The following is a 20,864-nucleotide window of genomic DNA, read 5'->3' as shown; positions in this document are numbered from 1 at the left end:
GAGGCGCCCGCTTGAGTTCGCCACGCCTGGCACCCCCGTCTTCATATGCCCGTTCGGGGCCTCGTTTATCGGCGTCATCGTCCGTAACCGGTTGCCCGGCCCATAGGTGATCCGCCTTGAAACTTCTTTCAGGTAGACGAAGGGCTCTTCGGGGGTTAGGTTGCATAAGGGGATTTTAATACAAGCTTTTACTGTCGCGCATCTGTGTGACGAGGGGGAGGATGCAATGCAGACCTCGGTGCCTTTGCCTGACGATGCCGAGCGCCCGTGTCCGACCCATGAGGAGGTCAGGGCGCAGCTTGAGCGAATTCTCTCAAGCCGCGAGTTTCCTAGCACCGGACGTGGCGCTGCCTTCCTGAAATATGTCACCGAGGAGACGCTTGCAGGCCGGGCACAGCGTCTCAAGGCGTATTCGATCGCCATCGAAGTGTTCAACCGAAGCGCGGGCTTCTCTCAGGAAGATCCCGTCGTTCGCATCGAGGCCGGACGTCTTCGCCGGGTCATCGAGCGCTACTATCTCGTTGCAGGCCAACGCGATCCGATCCGCATCGACATCCCCAAGGGCGGTTATGTGCCGACCTTTACGTGGAATGACGCGCCGATAGAAGCTGCCGTGGATGCGCTGAACGAAGACGTCGCCGAGCGCCGGGTTGTCGAGTGGCAGCGTCTCGTCTGGCCGGTGCTGGCCGTGCTCGTGGCATTCGTCTGCGCGGGCCTAGGCTATTACGCCGGCGTTCTGACGGGGCCGGCCACCGGTCGTTCCGCCGGGCAGGTTCCGGGCGAGCCGACCCTTGTGATCGCACCCTTCGCGGACCTTGGCGACGGGCCCCAGACTGCACGCTACGCCGCCGGGCTGACCGAGGAGCTTCTAACCGCCCTTCCCCGCTTCAAGGAGATCACCGTCTTCGGCCGCGAGACATCGAAGGCACTGCCTCCGGGCGTCGAGGCGTCGCAGGTGCGCGAGGGACTTGGCGCGCACTACCTTCTCGCGGGCGGGGTTCGCGTCGCGGGCGACAAGATCCGCGTGACCGTGCGTCTCGTCGACACCTCCGAAGGATCCATCCTGTGGTCGCAGCACTACGACGAGAACCTGGACACGCACGAGCTCTTCGTTATTCAGACGGATGTCGCGAGCAAGGTGGCGACGGCGATCGCCCAGCCTTACGGCATCATCGCGAAATCGTTGGCGGCCAACCCGCCGCCGGACGATGTCGGCGTCCATGACTGCACGCTGCGCTTCTACGCCTACCGCGAGGAGCTGAACCCGGAAACGCATCTGATCGCGCGCGACTGTCTTCAGAACGCCGTGGCGCGTTTCCCCGGCTACGCGACCGCTTGGTCGATGCTCTCGTTCATCCATCTCGACGAGGGCCGGTTCGAGTTCAATCCACAGAGTGACAAGGGTCCCGCGATGGAGCGAGCGCTGGGTTCGGCGCGGCGGGCGGTTTCGCTCGAACCCGACAACACGCGCGCCCTGCAGGCGCTCATGACGGCGCTATTCTTCAACAACGAGACGAAAGAAGCCTTCGAGGTCGGCGAAGCGGCGCTCGCCGCCAACCCGAACGACACGGAGTTCCTCGGGGAACTCGGAACGCGCGTCGCGTTCTCGGGGCAATGGAAGCGCGGCGCGGAACTGCTGGATCGTGCGATCGAGCTCAATCCAGGCGGAGCCGGATATTACTTCGGGACGCGCGCCCTGATCGCCTGCATGCTCGACGATCATGAGGTGGCGGTGCGGCTGATCCGTAAAGCCGACCTGCAGAAATTTCCACTCTTCCATGGCGTTGCGGCGGTCATCTACTCCGAGGCCGGGCTGCTGGCGGAAGCGAAGCGCGAGGGCGAGGTGTTCATGAAAATGCGCCCCGACTATCTGCCCAACATCGTGGCTGAGAATCGGAAGAGAAACCTGTCGCCGAAGGACAGCATGCGCATGATCGCAGCGCTACGACGGGCCGGACTGCCAGTGCCGAGCGCGACGGATATCGAAGCCGAGTTCAGCGTCTCCGACGCCTCATACGGCCCGTGAAGGCCGTACGCTACAGTAACATACGTTTCTTCTTCCTCCTCGTTCCGTCATTCTTCCAGCGCATGATCCGAGGCTCGCTCACCGCCAGCCTCGGCATCGGATGGAGACAGAGCAAATGGGCAAGACCGCATCGAACCGCACTCTCCCGCTGAAGAGGTCCCTGACGCTCGCCGTCGCCGCGACCCTCGGCATGGGGGCGCCGGCCTACGGTCAGGATTCCAGCGCCGATCTCGCCAAGAAGCTCTCGAACCCGATCGCCTCGCTCATCAGCGTTCCCTTCCAGTTGAACTACGACCACGGCTACGGTCCGCTCGATGGCGACAAGGCGACCCTGAATATCCAGCCCGTGATCCCCTTCTCGCTGAACGCTGATTGGAACCTGATCTCCCGCACGATCCTTCCCGTGACCTACCAGAACGACATCGCCGGGCCATCCGGATCGCAGTTCGGTCTCGGCGACGTCGTTCAGAGCTTCTTCCTGTCGCCTGCCAAGCCGACCGATGGCGGCCTCGTCTGGGGCGCGGGACCTGTCTTCCTGATCCCGACCGCGACCGACGATCTGCTCGGCGGCGAGAAATGGGGCGCAGGGCCGACCATCGTCGCGCTGAAGCAGGACGGCCCCTGGACCTACGGCGTGCTGGCCAACCACATCTGGTCGTTCGCCGGCAACGAGGACCGCAACGACATCAGCAACACGTACATGCAGCCATTCCTCTCCTACACGACGCCGACTGCATGGACGTTCGCGCTGAATACGGAATCCACATACGACTGGAAGGCGCATGATTGGTCGGTGCCGATCAATCTGACCGTCTCGAAGTTGGTCAAGGTGAACGAGCAGCCGATCAGCCTGACGGCCGGACTTCGCTACTGGGCAGCGGCTCCGGACGACGGCCCCGAAGGGCTCGGCGTCCGGGTCGGGCTGACGTTCCTGTTCCCGAAGTAGTCGCATAGCCCCTCATGGTCAGGACCAGATCGGCTCTGTCGATCGACCTCCGCGGCCGCATGACCCTTCTCCCGCCACCTGCGCGTGCCGATCGCACGACGCGAACCGAAGGACGTTCAAATGCTTACGAAACGCGATCTGCTTCGCTCTGCTGCGATGGCCGCACTCGTCGTCGCAGCGGCCAAGTCCACCCCGGTATTTGCGCAGAACACGGCCGAATGGCCCAGCCTGCTGGAGGCCAAGGACATCGCCGAAGAAGGCTTCATCTACGGCCTGCCGCTGGTGATGAACTATGCGGTCATGAACGAGTTCGCCGTGGACAGGAACTCCGGACAGTTCAAGGCGCCGTTCAACGAGATCAACAATATGCATCAGGTCGCCAGCCCGGCGGACACGGCAATCATCACGCCGAACAGCGACACGCCCTACTCGATCCTCTGGCTGGACTTGCGTGCCGAACCGATGGTCATCTCGGTGCCGACGGTCGAGAAGGAACGCTATTACTCGGTCCAGCTCATCGACGGCAACACCTACAATTTCGGCTATATCGGCTCGCGCGCCACGGGAAGCGAGCCGGGCTCCTATCTCGTTATCGGACCCGACTGGAAAGGCGAGAAGCCCGACGGCATCAAGCAGGTCTTCACCTCAAGCACCCCGTTCGTATTCGCCAACTTCCGGACTCAGCTTATCGATGCCGAAGATATGGCGAACGTGGAAAAGGTGCAGGCCGGCTACAAGGCGCAACCACTTTCGGCCTTCCTCAAGCAACCCGCCCCGCCCGCCGCACCGACGATCGAGTTCCTTCCCGCCACCACCGCCGGCATCAAGAAAAACTTCTTCGAATATCTCGACGTGGCTCTGCAGTTCGTCCCGGAGACGTCAAGGGACAAGGACATCCGTGCGAAGCTTGCAAGGATCGGCATCGGTCCCGGCAAGACCTTCGAGTTCAAGGATCTGCCGCTCGAACATAAGGCCGAGTTGCTGGTCGGCATGAAGCAGGGCGACGACAAGATCGACAAGTGGCTGGCCAGCGGAAACAAACCGATCAACGGCTGGAACGTCAGCTCGCTGCTTGGCGACGAGGCCTTCTTCAACGGCGATTGGTTGATGCGCTCAGGCGCTGCCAAGGCAGGCCTCTATGGCAACGATGCCGCGGAGGCCATGTACCCCTTCACCCGAACAGATGCGAGCGGAAAACCGCTGGACGGCAGCAAGCACAAGTACACCGTCACCTTCCCGCCGGGCCAGTTGCCGCCGGTGAATTCGTTCTGGTCGGTGACCATGTACGACGGCAAGAGCCAGTTCCTGGTCAAGAACCCGATCAATCGCTACCTCATCAACTCTCCAATGTTGCCGGCGATGAAAAGGGACGCGGACGGTTCGCTGACGCTGTACATCCAGAAGGACAGCCCCGGAGCGAACAAGGAAGCCAACTGGCTCCCAGCCCCGGATGGCACGATCTATCTGGTGATGCGCCTGTACTGGCCGAAGACGGAAGCGCCTTCGATCCTGCCTGCGGGGAAAGGAACGTGGCAGCCGCCCGGCGTGAAGCGGGTTTCGTAGAAGATACAGGTCTCGTACGCCTCTACACGGCACGGATCGGTCCGAGCGATATCGTTTCACTCCGAAGGAAGCTTGCTTCGCGGGCTGGGTTCAATCGGATCATGAGGGATTGACGAAGAAAATCGCTTCTTGGATGGCACTGCTTGCCGCGGCGCGCTCGACCCCATCCTAAGATACGGCCGCTATTTAAGGCAGACACCCGCTCCTTATGTGATGTAATTTATAATAATCTAATGTACAGTAGCGTACCCATCTGGGACTGCAGCTACAGAATTCAGCAAGTATTGTCAGCGCGCCGGCGAGCGGCGGAGGCCACGATCCCTCGGGCGTGCCGGTGGAGCCCGATATCTTGGAATACATGACGTCGCCGAAGACACTGTAACGCTCGTACCGGGCCTCGCCGATCGCCATGGCCCCGAAGTCGAGATGGTCAAGGATATCGCTGAAACTCGAGTCAATTTCGACTGTCGGTAGTCCAACAAGCCAGCAATAGTTTTCGCGAACAATTGAATGCTGAGGAAATGGCCTAATCTCGACAATACTGCAATTTCCCTCTGCTAATCGCCGTATGCGGTGGTTGTCACAGCAGGAACAGCAGCCACAAGACGCTTAAGAAGACCAAGGAGAGACAAGGTTTCCTGTCATTGATGCAAATCAACAAATAGTCAGCTCAGACAGTTCAAGCATAACTGCTGCAAAGGGGGGGAAGTGATGAACAAGACATCTGCGACGTTGATTATTGCGGGCTTCGTAAGCCTGGGCTCTGCCTTGCCGGCTGCGGCCCAGGAGTCCACCGATATAGGGACTCTGGACAGCGCGAAGGCCGGAAAGGCATTTTCCAGCAAACCTGTCTACTCGCCCTATGCGGGGCGCAATTTTCCGACCCGGCCGCTATTCGGCGACACGCATCTCCACACCGGAGCCTCGTTCGATGCCGGCGCATTCGGCGCACGGTTGACGCCTCGCGACGCCTACCGCTTCGCTCGGGGCGAGGAGATCACGGCGTCGAGCGGCCAGCCCGCTAAGTTGTCACGGCCGCTCGACTTTCTGGTGGTGGCCGACCACTCGGACAACATGGGCATGTTCCCCGACCTCTTCGCCGGCAAGCCGGAAGTCATTTCCGATCCGCAGGCCAGGACCTGGTACGAGGAGATCAAGGCGGGACAAGGTGGCAAGGCCGCGCTCGAGATCATCTTCAGCTTCGGCAAGGGAACGCTCCCTAAGAGCATGATCTACGGGCCGGAGACACGTCCCTACAAGAACGCGTGGCAGGACACGATAAAGGCCGCCGAGGAATACAACGATCCGGGCCGCTTCACCGCCTTCATCGGCTATGAGTGGACCTCGAACACGGCAGGCAACAATCTGCATCGCAATGTCGTCTTCCGTGACAATGCCGACAAGGCCGACCAGGTCGTGCCCTATACGACGCTTAAGCCCTTGGGCAGCGACAATCCGCGCGACCTATGGAAGTGGATGCAGGCCTATGAGGACAAGACCGGCGGCAACGTGCTGGCGATCGCGCACAACGGCAACCTGTCCAACGGCCGCATGTTCCCGCTGATCGAATCCTTCACCGGCAAGCCGGTCGACAAGGAATATGTCGAGCAGCGTTCCAGGTGGGAACGCCTCTACGAGACAACCCAGACGAAGGGCGATGGCGAAGCTCACCCGGTCCTGTCGCCCAATGACGAGTTCGCGGATTTCGAGACCTGGGATTTCGGTAATCTCGATGCCAGCGTGCCGAAGACGCCTGACATGCTCGAGTTCGAGTATACACGGTCCGCGCTGAAGAACGGCCTCAAGCTCGAAGCCGAACTCGGCACGAACCCTTACAAATTCGGGCTAGTCGGCAGCTCCGACGCGCATACGGGCCTTGCGGCCATGGAAGAGGAAAATTTCTTCGGCAAGACCACGCCGCAGGAGCCGAGCCCCGAGCGCCTGACGGCCACTTTCGTCAAGAATGCCAAGACAAACATCACCGTGATGGACTGGGAGGTTAGCGCGTCGGGCTACGCCGCTGTGTGGGCCACGGAGAACACCCGCGAGTCGATCTGGGACGCCATGCAGCGCAAGGAGACCTACGCCACGACGGGACCGCGCATGATGGTGCGCTTCTTCGGCGGCTGGGATTTCGAGCCTACCGATGCCGAGACCCGCAATCCCGGCGTGATCGGCTACGGCAAGGGCGTGCCGATGGGCGGCGACCTGACGGCAGCGCCGGAAGGCAAGGCACCTTCGTTCCTCGTCGCCGCGCTGCGGGACCCGATTGGGGGCAACCTCGACCGCTACCAGATCGTCAAGGGCTGGCTCGACGACAAGGGCGAGATGCATGAGCAGGTGTACGACGTCGCCTGGGGCGGGGACCGCAAGCCGGGGGCCGACGGCAAGGTGCCATCGGTCGGCAGCACCGTCGACATCGAGAACGCGACCTGGACCAACACCATCGGTGCGCCGGAACTAATCGCGGTCTGGAAGGATCCAAGCTTCGATCCGAAACAAAAGGCCTTCTACTACGGACGCGTCATCGAGATACCGACGCCTCGGTGGACCGCCTATGACGCTAAACGATTCGGGACAAAGCCGCTGGAGGGCACGCGGATGACCGTCATCGAACGCGCCTATACCTCGCCGATCTGGTACACGCCGTGATCGCGATGCCGGCGGTTGAACCGGATGCCGGACTGTCGAACGCGTGAGCACGATCTTGTTGAAACGCGTGCTGAGGGAGCCGCTGGTCCACTTCTTGGCTCTCGCGCTGCTGATCTTCGCGGGTTACGGGCTCCTGGGCGCCGATACGGACGACAAGCCGGACAGCATCGTCGTCACGGCGCCGAAGATCGAGCAAATGGCGACCGTGTTCACAAAGACCTGGCAGCGCCCGCCGACAGCCGAGGAATTGAAGGGCCTGATCGACGACCATGTGAAGGAAGAAATTCTGGTACGCCAGGCGCTGGAGATCGGGCTCGACAGGGACGACACGGTCGTTCGTCGCCGCTTGCGGCAGAAGATGGAATTCCTAAACGCGGCCGACGCCGAAACGCTGACAGCGACCGATGCGGAGCTCGATGTCTATCTGAAAGCCAATGCAGCCACGTTCGAGATTGATCCGATGCTGGCCTTCCAGCAAATCGTTCTGAACCCCCAGCGGCACGGAGAAGCAATCGAACAAAAAGCGGCCGCCATCCTCGAAGTATTGCTGAGCCAGCCTGCGGCCGATCCCGCTTCGCTTGGCGATGCCTCGCTGCTTCCACCGGAGCTTCCAATTACGAGCAAGACATCGATCGGCCAGGCCTTCGGCGCCGATTTCGCGGAAGAACTCGACAAGATCCCTGCGGGCCAGTGGACGGGTCCCGTCAATTCCGGCTTCGGGCTGCACCTGATCCGCGTGACGGAGCGCGTGCCCGGCCGAGTGCCGACGCTCGACGAGGTTCGCGACGCCGTTGCGCGGGAGTGGACGAACGCAAAACGCAAAGAACTCGAGAACCAGCGCTTCGCCGAACTCCTTAAGCGCTATGTGGTGAGCATCGAAAGCCCGGTCGGAGTGGGAACCGACCCATGACGCGGCTTGGGGCGCTGCTGGCCGTGCTGATGCCGGTGTTGCTGGCCACGCCGGGGTACCCTCATGAGATTCGGCCGGCCTATCTCGACATGCGCGAAACGGCGAGCGACGAGTTCGCCGTCGTCTGGAAGGTTCCGGCGCAAGGCGACATGCGTCTCGGGCTCTATGCAAGTCTGCCGAAGCGGTGCATCGAGAAAGCCGAACCGACGAGGTCGATCGTGGACGGAGCTTATCTGGAGCGAAGGACCGTCGCCTGTGCAGGGGGATTGAGGGGCGGCGAGATCGGCATCAACGGCCTCAAGTCGACCATGACCGACGCGCTCGTCCGCATCGAATACGAGAACGGCGACACGGAGGTCGTGCGCCTCATGCCGGACGCGCCCTCCTTCACCGCAGCCGGCGCGCAGACCAGCCTCGAGGTCGCCCAGACCTACTTTCTGCTGGGCGTCGACCATATACTCTCGGGTCTCGATCACCTGCTCTTCGTGCTTGCGATCATGCTACTCATTCGAGACCGCTGGATGCTGGTCAAGACGATCACGGCCTTTACGATCGCGCACAGCATCACGCTGGCTGGAGCGTCACTCGGATATTTCAGTTTGCCGCAGAAACCGGTGGAAGCGACGATCGCCCTCAGCATCGCATTCGTCGCAAACGAACTGATCAAGATGAAGCCGGGCGAAAGACGGCTCTCCGAGAGTTACCCCTGGGTCGTTGCCTTCGCGTTCGGGCTGCTGCACGGCTTCGGTTTCGCCGGCGCCTTGATGGAAATCGGCTTGCCGCAATCCGATGTGCCGCTGAGCCTGCTGACATTCAACCTGGGCGTCGAGGCAGGACAGCTGATCTTCGTCGCCGCGGCGCTGGTCGTGCTTCGGGCAGCAGGCGCGCTGAGCACGATACAGCCCGCACCGGCGCGTCGGTTCGGCGCCTACATAATAGGGACCGCCGCGATGCTGTGGCTGGTTTCGCGGATCGCCGGGTTGGCGGCGTGAGCAGCGCGATCCACTGTAGATCTGCTTCTCGCTCTGTTCGCGACAAACTGAGTTAGAAGGAGAAGAACCGCCTTGGGTCAAGCTGCGCCGTCAAGCACAAGCCCCAGATGGCTGCAACGCATCGACAACAGCGCTTGGGCGAGCAGGCACCGGAGGTCCGCTAGTGGGGCTTCTCAGTTGACGCGAAATTCTCCGCGTCCAAACCGCTTATAGGATTGGTGGAAACATCCGCCCATGACCAAGACATCGTAGTCAGTCCAGTTCAGTTCGCCGCGGTGTTCAGCCGAATCTTAGCCGAACTCACGGCCAGACGCAGCAAGCGGGAACAGCAGTTCAAACCGCTACAGCGTCCTTGCGTGTCAAATAACACGCGCGGCGCTGTGGTAGCAAAAGCTCAACCTTCTTTTGCTATCGCTGGAGACGATTGCGTTGGAGACGATTGCGGCGATGAAAATTCCGACAGTGATGGTTCTGATGGCGGCCCTGCTGCAGCCGGTCTCAGCCTTCGGCGAGACCGAATGGATAGGCGGCGCGAGACAATGGTCGGTCGGCTTTGCCAACGAGAGCCCGGATCCCTATTGCCGCCTGCTGTGGGACAGCGAGATCGGCAAGACCATGGAATTCCGCCAGAGCGCGACCGAGACCTTCTGGCTGGTCGCAAAGACCACATGGGACATTCCGGCCGACACCAAGACCGAGGTAACGCTGACCGATCGTACGGTGACGAAGGTCATCGCCGCCGATTTCTTCGACAAGAACACGCTTCGCCTCTGGGGTCCGGCCAGCAAGGGGAGCGCCGGACTGAAGAAAATCATCAAGAATTCCTTTGCCGGAATGCCTGACGTGCAGATCACCTTTGCCGGCGACGAAGGCGACTGGACGCTGCCGCTCTCGCGGGTGGAGCAGCTGTACCCGACCTTCGTCCAGTGCCTCAAACGTCTCGAGACCGGTGAAAAGCCAAAGCAGAATTCCGAAACCCAGCCGTTCTGAGGCCGATCATAGCGGCGGCGCAGTCTCGCGGATCAGGCTGCGGACAGCCTCTATATCGCCGTTGAGCGGCCGTTCGTCGCCATAATGGGAAACATGTTCCCGCACGGCCTGATAGACAAGGTCGGTGCCTGCCGCCCGCGGCGCCGTCGCCGCCAGGAAATCATGTGCCTGGGCAGCGGCCATCAGCTCGATCGCCAGGATATATTCGGCATTGTCGATGACGGTGAGCAGCTTGCCGGCGGCGGCCGTCGGATGCGCGAGAAAGTCTTCCTGCAGGCCGGAGGTCAGACCGCCGTCCATGGCCGCAGGTGCGGCAAGGCGGCGATTCTCGTTGCTGAGTGCGGCGGCGGTATATTGGGCGATCATGAAGCCGGAATGGCTGCCGGCATCGCTGGCGAGGAAGGGCGGCAGACCGCTCACCAGCGGATTGACCAGCCGGTCCATGCGCCGCTCGCTGATCGCGCCGAGCTGCGCGAGCGCAATCGCCAGGCTATCGGCCGCCTGCCCGAGCGCCGGGGCAACCGCATGGGCCTCGGAGGAGACGATCGGCTGTTCCGGCGTGCCTGAGACAGCCGGATTGTCGGTCACCGAGGCAAGTTCCTGATCGACGACGCGGGCGGAATTGTCGAAGACGTCGCGGGCGGCGCCATGCGCATGCGGCACCGAACGAAGGCTGAGCGCATCCTGCGTGCGCCGGCCGAAGGCGGCGGCGACAAGGCTGCTGCCCTGAAGCCGCGCACGCAGCGTCGCTCCGACTTTCTCGATCCCCGCCGATGGGCGCAGCGCCAGCACGGCCTCGTCGAAGGCGGCGATCTGGCAGCCCGCCGCTTCCAGCGTCAGTGCTGCGATCGCATCGGCCCAGTCGAGCAGCCGCTCGGCGCGGGAAAGCGCGACAGTGGTCAGGCCGGTGGCGCAGGCGGTGCCGTTGACAAGGCTCAAGCCCTCCTTGGCGCCGAGCACCAGCGGTTCGAGGCCGATCGCAACAAGCGCCTCGCGGCCGCTCATGCGCCCTCCGCCCAGGTGAGCGCTGCCTTCGCCGATCAGAACAAGGGCAATATGGGCATTGTGGACGAGATAACCGACAGAGCCCTTGGATGGCACGTCGGGAATACAATCATGTTCCAGCAGGGCTGCAAGATGCTGGACGATCTCGCGCCGCACGCCGGAATGGCCATGGGCGAAATTGGCGATCTCAGCGGCGATGATGGCGCGCACCTCGCGGGCGGCCAGCAATGGCCCGACGCCGCAGGCATGGCTGAGCACGATGCTGCGCGACAAAAGGCTCTGCGAGGCCCGATCGACCACCGTATCCGCCAGTGCCCCGACACCGGTATTGACGCCGTAGGCGCGCACCCCCGTCTCGACGATGCGCGCAACGATGCGGCTTGCCTGTTCGACCCGCCCCCAGGCGGCGGGCGACAGCGCCAGCGCTTCCCCTGCCCCGACGCGCGCGACACCGCGCCACGTGAGCCCCGCATCGATGGTGATCGTCATTGACCGCTTCCGAAATGGCCGATGAACTGGCGGAAAGCGGGTGTGGCACCGCCGGTGAACATCTCGTCCGGCTTGCCGCTGCTTTCGATCAGCCCTTCGCGCATGAAGACGACGCGGTTCGAGACGTTGCGGGCAAAGCTCATCTCGTGGGTGACGACGAGCATGGTCATGCCTTCCTCGGCAAGCGCGCGCATGACGCGCAGCACCTCGCCGACAAGCTCCGGATCAAGTGCCGAAGTCGGCTCGTCGAATAGCATCACCTTCGGCTTCATCGCAAGCGCGCGGGCAATCGCGGCGCGCTGCTGCTGGCCGCCGGAAAGATGGGCCGGATAGGCATGGCGCTTATCGGCGATGCCGACCTTTTCGAGCAGCGCTTCGGCCTCGGCGATGCAGTCGGCGCGCGGCCGCTTCAACACATGGATCGGACCCTCGATGACGTTCTGCAGGATCGTCATGTGGGACCAGAGATTGAAGGACTGGAACACCATGCCGAGCTCGGAGCGGATATGGTCCACCTGCTTCTGGCTGGCCGGCTTGCTTCGCCCGCCCTTGTGCACCATGCGGACCTCCTCGCCGTCGACCCAGATCTCGCCGTCGCTGGCGGTTTCGAGCATATTGATGCAGCGCAGAAAGGTCGATTTGCCGGAGCCGGAGGCGCCGAGCAGCGAAATCACATCGCCGTCTTCCGCATCGAGGGAAATGCCGCGCAAGACTTCGTGCGTACCGAAGCTCTTGCGGATATTGCGGACCGATAGTCGGGTTACGCCTGGCATGGGTGCTCCAATCGGGTCAAAACTGCTACGCCTTCAGCGCCTGCGGGGCCGCGCGGCGGTGTCGGGACAGCGAATATTCGAGCAGAGCCATGCCCTGCAGGATGATGAAGTTGAGGACGAGATAGATGATCGCCGCACAGAGAAAGACTTCCATCGTGCGGTAGGTCTGCGAGATCAGCCGCTGGGCGACGCCGGTGACCTCCCAGACGGTGACGAGGCTTGCGAGCGCCGTCGACTTCATCATCAGCACGATCTCGGTGGAATAGGCCGGCAGCGCGTGACGGAAGGCGATCGGCGCCAGGATACGGCGGACCAGCAGGAAGCCGGACATGCCGATCGAGCGCGCCGCTTCGATCTCCTTCGGCGAGACGGCGCGAATGCCGCCACGGAAAATCTCCGCCGTGTAGCCGGCGGTGCAGAGCGCCAGCGACAGCACGGCACAGACCATCGGCTCGCGCAGGAACGGCCAGAGGAAGGAATAGCGGATGAAGCCGAACTGGCCGAGGCCGTAGAACACCAGGAACATCTGGATCAGCAGCGGCGAGCCGCGGAAGATGAAGATGTAACCCTTGGCGAAGCTCGTAAGCACCGGGTTGCCGCTGGTCCGCATCCAGACGATGACGAGCGCCAGCAGGCCACCTGTGACGATCGACAGCGAAAACAGGATGAGCGTCGTCGGCACGGCCTTGAGCAGGGTGACCAGGGTCGAGGCGATGAAGGTGAAATCCATTGTCGCCTCCTTACGCCTGGCCCATGGCGGATGCCGGCATGCTGCGGTTGGCGCGGCGCTCCGCCCCGTTGAAGATGCGGTCCGAAAGGCTGGTCAGGATGAGATAGAGGCAACCGCCGGCGATGAAGAACAGGAAATATTGCCGGGTCGAGCCTGCCGCCACCTGGCTGGTGCGCATCAACTCGGCAAGGCCGGTGACGGAGATCAGCGCCGAATCCTTGAGACTGAGCTGCCACACGTTACCGAGCCCGGGAATGGCGAGGCGAAACACCTGCGGCATGATGATGCGGCGAAGGCGCATGCCACGATGCATGCCGATCGCCGAGGCGGCTTCGAGCTCGCCCTTGGAGATGGCAAGGAAGGCGCCGCGGAACACCTCCGCCTGGTAGGAGCCGGAGATGATGCCGACGGCAAGCGCGCCTGCGATAAAGGAGGGCAAGCCGAGGAAACCCTCGTAACCCATTGCCTTGCCGATCGCGGTGACGGCCGAGGAGCCGCCGAAATAGATGAGATAGATGATCAACAGTTCGGGCACGCCGCGAAACACGGTCGTATAGACGTTGCCAAGCGTGACGAGGATAAGATTGCCGGAGAGTTTTGCCGCCGCGACGATCGCGCCGAGCACCGCGCCGATCGCCAGCGCCGTTGCCGTGACGGCCAGCGTCATCAAGGTGGCGGCAATGAGCAGCGCGCCCCATCCCGTCGAGCCGAAGCCAAGCAGTTCCAAACTTGCCATATCGTCCGTTCCCCGTCCGCGGCAGTGTTTTGTGGATTGACAATAACACGCAGTCCCCGGCGATAAAGCCGGAGACCCGTGTCTGCGGCCGAAAGGCCGAAACGCTTACTGCTGCGGGCTGACGTCCATCTTGAACCACTTCATCGACAGGGTCTTGACCGTGCCGTCGGCAAGCGTCGACTTGATCGCCTCGTTGAACTTGTCGCGCAGCTCGGTATCGGCCTTGCGCAGGCCGAGACCTTCACCCTCGCCCCAGATCGAGCCGGCGATCTCCGGGCCGGTGAAGGCGAGCGTGTCGTTGGCAGCCTTGAACGCGTTGGCGAAATAAACGGCGTCATCGAAGCCGAGGTCGATACGGCCGTTCTGCAGGTCGAGGTCGCGATCGGCGCCGGTCTTGTATTCGCGGATCTCGGCGATGTCGCCGAAATTGTCATAGACGAACTTGGCGTAGACGGTGGCCGCCTGGATGCCGATCGTCTTGCCCTTGAAGACTTCCTTCAGCGCGTCGATCTCCTTCACGCCGGTCTGGCCGGGCGTCATCTTGATCGTGGCGCCGGTGCCGGCGGCGTTCGCCAGCGGGCTGTCCTTGGCGGCGGCGAAGGCGGCGGGCGTGGCGGCATAGGGAATGGTGAAGTCGATGATCTTCTTGCGCTCTTCGGTAATCGACAGCGCATCCATGATAACGTCGAACTTGCCCGCGTTGAGCGCCGGGATCATGCCGTCCCAATCGGAGGCAACCAGCGTGCACTCGATCTTGGCGCGCTCGCACAGCACCTTGGCGAGTTCGGGCTCGAAGCCGCCGAGCGTGCCGTCGGCATTGGTGAGGTTCCAGGGCGCATAGGCGCCTTCGAGCGTAATGGTCGCCTTCGTCCAGTCCTTGGAAAAGGCAGGCGCAGCGAAGGCGGAAAACGCCGCCACGCCGCAAAACAGGATTGCGCTGAATTTCATTTTTGAATTCTCCTCTGGAGTTGAAACAGACCTTGGGGCACCACGGCCGATCTTCGCCGGCTTGCCCTATCCTGTCCTATTTTTCTCAAAGGACCGATTGGGAGGTTGTATATGGTACCATATGAGATATTTTATGATATGCAAGAGGGAAAGTTGAATTATGTGGCGAATTCCATTCGTGCAAAAGGAATAGGCAATGAAGCGTCCCGGCGAGATGAAGCGCGAACTGGCGGAAAATGACAGCACCCCGCTCTATGCCGGAGTCAAGCAGGTGATCCTCGACCGCATCCAGAGCGGCGAGTGGCCGCCGAAATACCGCGTGCCCTCGGAAAACGAGCTGGTCGTCGAACTCGGCGTCAGCAAGATGACCGCCAACCGGGCGCTGCGCGAACTTGCCAACGAGGGCGAACTCATTCGCATCCAGGGCGTCGGCTCCTTCGTCGCCGAGCGCAAGGGCTATTCGGCGCTGTTCGAAGTCCGCAACATCGCCGAGGAAATCGCCGAACGCGGCCATGTCCATGAGGCCGCCGTCGTCGTTCTCGCCCAGGAAACCGCCTCTCCCGAAGTTGCCGACGCGCTCGAATTGCCGATCGGCGCTGCGGTTTTCCACTCACTGATCGTCCACAGCGAAAACGGCGTTCCCGTGCAGATCGAGGACCGCTTCGTCCATCCGGAAGCCGCCCCTGAATATCTCGCCCAGGATTTTTCGACGCTAACGCCGAACGCCTATCTGACGGCCGCAGCCCCGCTCAGCGGCTCCGAGCATGTCGTCGAGGCGGCGATGCCGCAGGCCTGGGAATGCAAGCTCTTGACCATCATGAAGACCGAACCGTGCCTGACGATCCGCCGGCGCACATGGTCGGCAAAACAGGTGGTCTCGACCGCCCGCCTCGTCTATCCCGGCCACCGCTACCGGCTGGAGGCGCGCAGCGGCAAGATGTTCGAGGAATGAAAACACTGCCCATGTTGTATATGGAACATGGGCAGGTATTAGGATGCCGGCGTGAAACGCGCCACCAGCGCGTGACGATCGCCCGGATAGGTGAAGCGCACGTGCGTTACCGGGCCGGCATTGCTCCAGGTGCGGCGTTCGACCACGAGGCAGGCGGTATTGCGTGGTATATCGAGAGCCGCGGCCAGCTCGGCACCAGCTGAGACGGCATGGATCCGGTGTTCGGCCGTGCTCCACGGCACCTGGTTGAGCAGCCAGGGGCCTGGCGCCATCGTCAGGAAATCGGCATCGGCGGCTTCAGGAACCGTCGCAAGACTGATCAGCCGCTCCTCCAGGCAAAAGGGCCGCGCGCCGGCATTGTGGATGCAGACGACCTCGACGACCGAGGACGCCACCGGCAGTTCCAGACGGCGGCTGTCGTCCGCCTTGGCCTTGCGGCTCACCTTCTTCGAAAGCGCATAGGAATAGGGCAGGTTCAGCGACTGCACCTCGGCCTTGATGTCGTGGATTTCGAGAATGGCCGATTGCGCCTGCGGCTGGGTGACGAAGCTGCCGGACTTCTTGCGGCGCTCGATGAGGCCGGCCTTGGCAAGCTGGGTCAGCACCTTGTTCACCGTCATGCGCGAGCAGTCATACTGCGTGGCGAGATCGACCTCGAAGGGAATGCGGTGCCCCGGCGGCCAATCGCCCGAGACGATACGGCCCTCGATGTCGCCGAGGATGCGCTGATGCAAGGTGGGATCCCTGCTTTGGTTCATCGCCACCGATTGGTCTCCCGCTATCTCTTTGTTTTTACGCAATTCCGGACGAAAAACTACACACTTTTGCTGGAACTGCTCTAATTCGAATGCCTGGACAGGAAAAGCTCCTTTTCAGGCGGTCAGCAATTCACCCATGACAGCGAGGAATCGCCGGTCGATCGCGTCGCGCCTGAGATGGCGACCACCTTCCACCTGCTTGCGGCCGCGCGCCCAGACGCAATCGACGGAAATGCCGCCTGCAAACAGCCAGTGATCGAGGATCTGGTCGCCTGCGAGATAAGGAACGGCCGTGGCATCGAGCGAAACGATATCGGCGTGATGGCCCTCGACAAGACCTGCCGGTGCTTTCAAAGCGGCACCGCCGCCGGCAAGTGCATGTGTGAACAGCGAAAGCGCCGTCGAACCGCCGGGTGCTGCGACGACGTTGCGGGCGCGAAGCGCCAGGCGCTGAGAATATTCGAGCTGGCGCAGTTCCTCCGGCACGGAGATCAGCACGTTGGAATCCGAACCGATGCCGTAACGCCCGCCCTCTTCGAGAAAGAGCGGCGCGGCAAAGGCGCCGTCGCCGAGATTGGCTTCGGTGATCGGGCAGAGGCCGGCGATCGCGCCGCTTTTCGCCATCCGTCGCGTTTCGTCCTCGGTCATGTGCGTCGCATGGATCAGGCACCAGCGCTCATCCACAGGCGCATGATCGAGCAGCCATTGCACTGGCTGCGCGCGGGACCAGGCGATGCAGTCCTCGACCTCCTTCACCTGCTCGGCGATATGGATATGGATGGGGCCGTCGCCCGCCATCGGCACCAGCCTTGTGAGCTCTTCCGGCGTTGCGGCGCGCAGGCTGTGCGGTGCAAGCCCAAGCTCGGCGCCGTCGAGCCGGCCGGTCACTGCCCGACATCCCTCCATCAGCCTTTCGAAGCTTTCGAGCGAATTGATGAAGCGCCGCTGGCCGTCGATCGGGGCGCCACCGCCGAAGCCGGAATGGGCATAAAAGACCGGCAGCAGCGTCAGGCCAATACCAGTCTCATCGCTCGCAGCACCGATGCGTTCGGCAAGCTCGGCGATATTGGCGTAAGCGCTGCCATCCCTGTCGTGGTGGAGATAGTGGAACTCGCCGACACGGGAAAAACCGGCCTCCAGCATTTCCGCATAAAGCTTGGCCGCGACCGCCTCCACATGCTCCGGCGTCATCGCCAGGGCAAACTTGTACATGACAGTGCGCCAGCTCCAGAAGCTGTCATTTGCCGGGCCGCGCACTTCGGCAAGGCCGGCCATCGCCCGCTGGAAGGCATGGCTGTGCAGGTTCGCCATGGCGGGAACGAGGAGAGCGTGGCGTTCTTCACCGGGCTCGGGAGCAGTGCCGATTTCGATCCGCGCGATGCGCCCGGCCCCGAGCGTCAGCCGCACGTCCTTCTGCCAGCCCTGCGGCGTCAGAGCCGTGTCTGCATGAAGTGTGGTCATGACCTTCCCTCTCCTCTTGCCGTGCCGCCGATCTTTCTTTTCCAGAAAAGCGCACAAAATTTCTCTTGTCACCTGTCGATTATGTATATACATGTTTTGGCATAAGGAAAGGCGCAAAGCTGATGACCGGGAACAATTTTTCAGAGGAAGTCTCGCCCGCAGAAGCCCGCCCAGTGCTGTGGCGCAATGCGCGGCTGGCCACGCTGGCGCCTGGCAAGGAAGGGCTCGGCATCGTCGAAAAAGGCGCCGTGCTGATCGAAAACGGCCGCATCGCCTTTGCCGGCGCCGAAAGTGAGCTGCCTGCATCGGCCATCGAACATTCCGAAATCGTCGATCTCGAAGGCCGCTGGGTAACGCCCGGTCTCGTCGATTGCCACACCCATATCGTTCACGGCGGCAACCGCGCCCGCGAGTTCGAAATGCGCCTGGCAGGCGCGACCTATGAGGAGGTCGCACGCGCCGGCGGCGGCATCGTCTCCTCGGTGAAGGCGACCAATGCGCTGTCGGTCGAGGAGCTTGTCGCCCAGGCTCTGCCGCGGCTCGACACGCTGCTTGCCGAAGGTGTGACCACGATCGAGGTCAAATCCGGCTACGGGCTGAACCGGACCGGTGAAGTGAAGATGCTGCAGAGCGCCCGCCTGCTCGGCCATGTGCGCCCGGTCCGCGTCACCACCAGCTATCTCGGCGCCCATGCGACGCCTGTGGAATATAAGGGTCGCAACGGCGATTATCTCGATGATGTCGTCCTGCCCGGTCTCGACGACATGCATGGCCTCGGTCTTGCCGATGCCGTCGACGGTTTCTGCGAGGGCATCGCTTTTTCCACGGCCGAGATCGCCCGCGTCTTCGACAAGGCCAAAACGCTCGGCCTGCCGGTCAAGTTGCATGCCGAGCAGCTCTCCAATCTCGGCGGCGCCAGGCTCGCCGCCTCCTATGGCGCACTTTCGGCCGATCATCTCGAATATCTCGACGAAGATGGCGTTGCGGCGATGGCCGCAGCCGGCACCGTCGCCGTGCTGCTCCCCGGCGCCTTCTACGCCATCCATGAAAAGCAGAAGCCGCCGGTCGAGGCGCTGCGGCGGGCAGGCGTGCCGATCGCGATCGCCACTGATTGCAATCCCGGCACCTCGCCGCTCACCTCGATGCTGCTCACCATGAACATGTCGGCCACGCTTTTCGGCCTCACCGTCGAGGAATGCATCGCCGGCGCCACCCGCGAAGGCGCCCGTGCGCTCGGCCTGCTCGACAAGACGGGAACGCTCGAACCCGGCAAATCCGCCGATCTCGCCGTCTGGAATATCGAAAGCCTCGCCGAGCTCGTCTACCGCATCGGCTTCAACCCGCTTCACGCACGCGTCTTCAAGGGCGAAAGGAATGGCCGATGACCATCACGCTCCACCCGGGCTCCGTCTCGCTCAAGGATTTGGAAATCATCTACTGGACGGGTGCACCGGCAAGGCTCGATCCCGCTTTCGATGCCGGGATCGCCAAGGCCGCTGCCCGTATCGCCGAGATCGCCGCCGGCAACGCGCCGGTCTACGGCATCAATACGGGCTTCGGAAAACTCGCCTCGATCAAGATCGACAGCGCCGACGTGACCACCTTGCAGCGCAATCTCATCCTCTCGCATTGCTGCGGCGTCGGCGCGCCGCTGCCCGACAATATCGTGCGGCTGATCATGGCGCTGAAGCTGGTCTCGCTCGGGCGCGGCGCCTCCGGCGTGCGGCTGGAGCTGGTGCGGCTGATCGAAGCCATGCTGGAAAAGGGCGTCATCCCGCTGATCCCGGAAAAGGGCTCGGTCGGCGCCTCCGGCGATCTGGCGCCCCTCGCCCATATGGCGGCGGTGATGATGGGCGAGGCCGAAGCCTTCTTCGCCGGCGAACGCCTCTCGGGCGCGCGAGCCCTCGAAAGGGCCGGCCTCAAACCGGTGGTGCTCGCCGCCAAGGAGGGCCTCGCTCTCATCAACGGCACCCAGACCTCGACGGCGCTGGCGCTTGCCGGCCTCTTCCGCGCCCATCGTGCCGCACAGGCGGCGCTCATCACCGGCGCCATGTCCACCGACGCCGCCATGGGCTCTTCGGCGCCCTTCCATCCGGATATTCATACATTGCGTGGCCATAAGGGCCAGATCGACACGGCAGCCGCGCTTCGCGCGCTTCTCGAGAATTCCATCATTCGCCAGAGCCACATCGAGGGCGACGAGCGTGTGCAGGATCCCTATTGCATCCGCTGCCAGCCGCAGGTCGACGGCGCCTGCCTCGATCTGCTGCGCTCGGTTGCCCGCACGCTTGAGATCGAAGCCAACGCGGTCACAGACAATCCGCTGGTGCTCTCCGACAATTCCGTCGTCTCCGGCGGCAATTTCCATGCCGAACCCGTCGCGTTTGCCGCCGACCAGATCGCGCTCGCCGTCTGCGAGATCGGCGCGATTTCGCAGCGCCGCATCGCGCTGCTCGTCGATCCGACCCTTTCCTATGGGCTGCCGGCCTTCCTCGCCAAGAAGCCCGGACTGAATTCCGGCCTGATGATCGCTGAGGTCACGTCAGCGGCGCTGATGTCCGAAAACAAGCAGATGTCGCACCCGGCCTCGGTCGACTCGACGCCGACATCGGCCAACCAGGAAGACCATGTCTCCATGGCCTGCCACGGCGCCCGCCGCCTGCTGGGAATGACCGAGAACCTGTTCGGCATCATCGGCATCGAGGCGCTGACCGCCGCCCAAGGCGTCGAACTGCGCGCGCCGCTATCGACCAGCCCCGAACTCGGCAAGGCGATCACTACCATCCGCACCAAGGTCCCGAGCCTCGACGTCGACCGATACATGGCAAACGACCTCGCCGCCGCCGCCGAGCTGGTGGCAACGGGCGCCCTGAACGCCTCGGTTTCGAATGGTATTCTGCCGGTATTGGAGGGTTGATCGTGATGGTTCTGCA

The 20,864-nt window shown here is 62.8% G+C and carries 17 protein-coding genes; 10 read left to right on the top strand and 7 right to left on the bottom strand.

Annotated features, from left to right (window positions below; genetic code table 11):
* The first annotated feature begins 226 nt into the window (after positions 1-226).
* From GR198_RS03300 to GR198_RS03270, 7 genes are all read left to right on the top strand, one after another.
* On the top strand, positions 227-2,026 hold the full coding sequence (locus GR198_RS03300; protein ID WP_164067415.1) for an adenylate cyclase: 1,800 nt from the start codon (positions 227-229) through the stop codon (positions 2,024-2,026).
* A 190-nt stretch (positions 2,027-2,216) separates the two neighbouring features.
* Positions 2,217-2,972 carry a transporter gene (locus GR198_RS03295; RefSeq protein ID WP_246711046.1) on the top strand — a complete coding sequence of 252 codons (756 nt, stop codon included), beginning with the start codon at positions 2,217-2,219 and terminating at the stop codon, positions 2,970-2,972.
* A 120-nt stretch (positions 2,973-3,092) separates the two neighbouring features.
* Positions 3,093-4,535 (top strand): DUF1254 domain-containing protein, encoded by a 1,443-nt coding sequence (locus tag GR198_RS03290; protein ID WP_164067412.1) that lies wholly within the window; start codon positions 3,093-3,095, stop codon positions 4,533-4,535.
* A gap of 711 nt (positions 4,536-5,246) precedes the next feature.
* Positions 5,247-7,187: a DUF3604 domain-containing protein gene (locus GR198_RS03285; RefSeq protein WP_164067410.1), complete on the top strand. Its 1,941-nt coding sequence runs from the start codon at positions 5,247-5,249 to the stop codon at positions 7,185-7,187.
* Positions 7,188-7,230: 43 nt separating this feature from the next.
* Positions 7,231-8,097 carry a peptidylprolyl isomerase gene (locus GR198_RS03280; RefSeq protein ID WP_312876435.1) on the top strand — a complete coding sequence of 289 codons (867 nt, stop codon included), beginning with the start codon at positions 7,231-7,233 and terminating at the stop codon, positions 8,095-8,097.
* Positions 8,094-9,089, top strand: a complete 996-nt coding sequence (locus GR198_RS03275) for a HupE/UreJ family protein (protein WP_164067408.1) — start codon at positions 8,094-8,096, stop codon at positions 9,087-9,089. The genes GR198_RS03280 and GR198_RS03275 overlap by 4 nt, the downstream gene beginning before the upstream one ends.
* Positions 9,090-9,536: 447 nt before the next feature.
* Positions 9,537-10,079 carry a hypothetical protein gene (locus GR198_RS03270; protein ID WP_164067406.1) on the top strand — a complete coding sequence of 181 codons (543 nt, stop codon included), beginning with the start codon at positions 9,537-9,539 and terminating at the stop codon, positions 10,077-10,079.
* Positions 10,080-10,085: 6 nt separating this feature from the next.
* Here the strand turns inward: GR198_RS03270 and GR198_RS03265 are convergent, their stop codons facing one another.
* The 5 genes from GR198_RS03265 to GR198_RS03245 all read right to left on the bottom strand — a co-directional run bounded on the left by GR198_RS03265 (position 10,086) and on the right by GR198_RS03245 (position 14,760).
* Positions 10,086-11,573, bottom strand: coding sequence for an HAL/PAL/TAL family ammonia-lyase (locus GR198_RS03265; RefSeq protein ID WP_164067405.1), 1,488 nt, complete (start codon positions 11,571-11,573; stop codon positions 10,086-10,088).
* Positions 11,570-12,346, bottom strand: coding sequence for an ABC transporter ATP-binding protein (locus GR198_RS03260; protein WP_003548676.1), 777 nt, complete (start codon positions 12,344-12,346; stop codon positions 11,570-11,572). Before GR198_RS03260 ends, GR198_RS03265 begins: the two co-directional genes overlap by 4 nt.
* A gap of 25 nt (positions 12,347-12,371) precedes the next feature.
* The gene (locus GR198_RS03255) at positions 12,372-13,076 is read right to left on the bottom strand and encodes an ABC transporter permease (RefSeq protein ID WP_164067403.1); all 705 of its coding nucleotides are present in this window, start codon (positions 13,074-13,076) and stop codon (positions 12,372-12,374) included.
* Positions 13,077-13,086: 10 nt separating this feature from the next.
* A complete protein-coding gene (locus GR198_RS03250; RefSeq protein ID WP_020052985.1) occupies positions 13,087-13,812 on the bottom strand; it encodes an ABC transporter permease in 726 nt (241 codons plus the stop codon).
* 105 nt (positions 13,813-13,917) lie between these two features.
* Positions 13,918-14,760, bottom strand: a complete 843-nt coding sequence (locus GR198_RS03245) for a transporter substrate-binding domain-containing protein (RefSeq protein ID WP_164067401.1) — start codon at positions 14,758-14,760, stop codon at positions 13,918-13,920.
* 196 nt (positions 14,761-14,956) lie between these two features.
* Between GR198_RS03245 and hutC (GR198_RS03240) the strand changes: the two genes are divergently transcribed.
* Complete coding sequence (gene hutC / locus GR198_RS03240; protein ID WP_011654961.1) at positions 14,957-15,712, top strand: histidine utilization repressor; 756 nt, start codon at positions 14,957-14,959, stop codon at positions 15,710-15,712.
* A 38-nt stretch (positions 15,713-15,750) separates the two neighbouring features.
* Here the strand turns inward: hutC (GR198_RS03240) and hutC (GR198_RS03235) are convergent, their stop codons facing one another.
* Positions 15,751-16,470, bottom strand: a complete 720-nt coding sequence (gene hutC / locus GR198_RS03235) for a histidine utilization repressor (protein WP_164067626.1) — start codon at positions 16,468-16,470, stop codon at positions 15,751-15,753.
* Between the two features lie 114 nt (positions 16,471-16,584).
* Entirely contained in the window at positions 16,585-17,931 is a 1,347-nt protein-coding gene (locus GR198_RS03230; RefSeq protein WP_164067399.1) for a formimidoylglutamate deiminase, read from the bottom strand.
* Positions 17,932-18,053: 122 nt separating this feature from the next.
* Here GR198_RS03230 and hutI point away from each other — a divergent pair, with 122 nt between their 5' ends.
* Positions 18,054-19,316, top strand: a complete 1,263-nt coding sequence (gene hutI / locus GR198_RS03225) for an imidazolonepropionase (protein ID WP_164067397.1) — start codon at positions 18,054-18,056, stop codon at positions 19,314-19,316.
* Complete coding sequence (gene hutH / locus GR198_RS03220) at positions 19,313-20,848, top strand: histidine ammonia-lyase (protein ID WP_164067395.1); 1,536 nt, start codon at positions 19,313-19,315, stop codon at positions 20,846-20,848. The genes hutI and hutH overlap by 4 nt, the downstream gene beginning before the upstream one ends.
* Positions 20,849-20,864 lie beyond the last annotated feature (16 nt).

The organism is Rhizobium leguminosarum (assembly GCF_010668065.1).
In the GTDB taxonomy this organism is placed as follows: Bacteria; Pseudomonadota; Alphaproteobacteria; order Rhizobiales; family Rhizobiaceae; genus Rhizobium; species Rhizobium leguminosarum_S.
This window is presented reverse-complemented; position numbering and strand designations above follow the sequence as displayed.

Bases quoted from the DNA above. Each gene is read 5' to 3' on its own strand.
- GR198_RS03300 (WP_164067415.1), top strand. From the start codon at position 227: ATGCAGACCTCGGTGCCTTTGCCTGACGATGCCGAGCGCCCGTGTCCG.
- GR198_RS03295 (WP_246711046.1), top strand. From the start codon at position 2,217: ATGGGGGCGCCGGCCTACGGTCAGGATTCCAGCGCCGATCTCGCCAAG.
- GR198_RS03290 (WP_164067412.1), top strand. From the start codon at position 3,093: ATGCTTACGAAACGCGATCTGCTTCGCTCTGCTGCGATGGCCGCACTC.
- GR198_RS03285 (WP_164067410.1), top strand. From the start codon at position 5,247: ATGAACAAGACATCTGCGACGTTGATTATTGCGGGCTTCGTAAGCCTG.
- GR198_RS03275 (WP_164067408.1), top strand. From the start codon at position 8,094: ATGACGCGGCTTGGGGCGCTGCTGGCCGTGCTGATGCCGGTGTTGCTG.
- GR198_RS03270 (WP_164067406.1), top strand. From the start codon at position 9,537: ATGAAAATTCCGACAGTGATGGTTCTGATGGCGGCCCTGCTGCAGCCG.
- GR198_RS03265 (WP_164067405.1), bottom strand. From the start codon at position 11,573: ATGACGATCACCATCGATGCGGGGCTCACGTGGCGCGGTGTCGCGCGC.
- GR198_RS03260 (WP_003548676.1), bottom strand. From the start codon at position 12,346: ATGCCAGGCGTAACCCGACTATCGGTCCGCAATATCCGCAAGAGCTTC.
- GR198_RS03255 (WP_164067403.1), bottom strand. From the start codon at position 13,076: ATGGATTTCACCTTCATCGCCTCGACCCTGGTCACCCTGCTCAAGGCC.
- GR198_RS03250 (WP_020052985.1), bottom strand. From the start codon at position 13,812: ATGGCAAGTTTGGAACTGCTTGGCTTCGGCTCGACGGGATGGGGCGCG.
- GR198_RS03245 (WP_164067401.1), bottom strand. From the start codon at position 14,760: ATGAAATTCAGCGCAATCCTGTTTTGCGGCGTGGCGGCGTTTTCCGCC.
- hutC (WP_011654961.1), top strand. From the start codon at position 14,957: ATGAAGCGTCCCGGCGAGATGAAGCGCGAACTGGCGGAAAATGACAGC.
- hutC (WP_164067626.1), bottom strand. From the start codon at position 16,470: ATGAACCAAAGCAGGGATCCCACCTTGCATCAGCGCATCCTCGGCGAC.
- GR198_RS03230 (WP_164067399.1), bottom strand. From the start codon at position 17,931: ATGACCACACTTCATGCAGACACGGCTCTGACGCCGCAGGGCTGGCAG.
- hutI (WP_164067397.1), top strand. From the start codon at position 18,054: ATGACCGGGAACAATTTTTCAGAGGAAGTCTCGCCCGCAGAAGCCCGC.
- hutH (WP_164067395.1), top strand. From the start codon at position 19,313: ATGACCATCACGCTCCACCCGGGCTCCGTCTCGCTCAAGGATTTGGAA.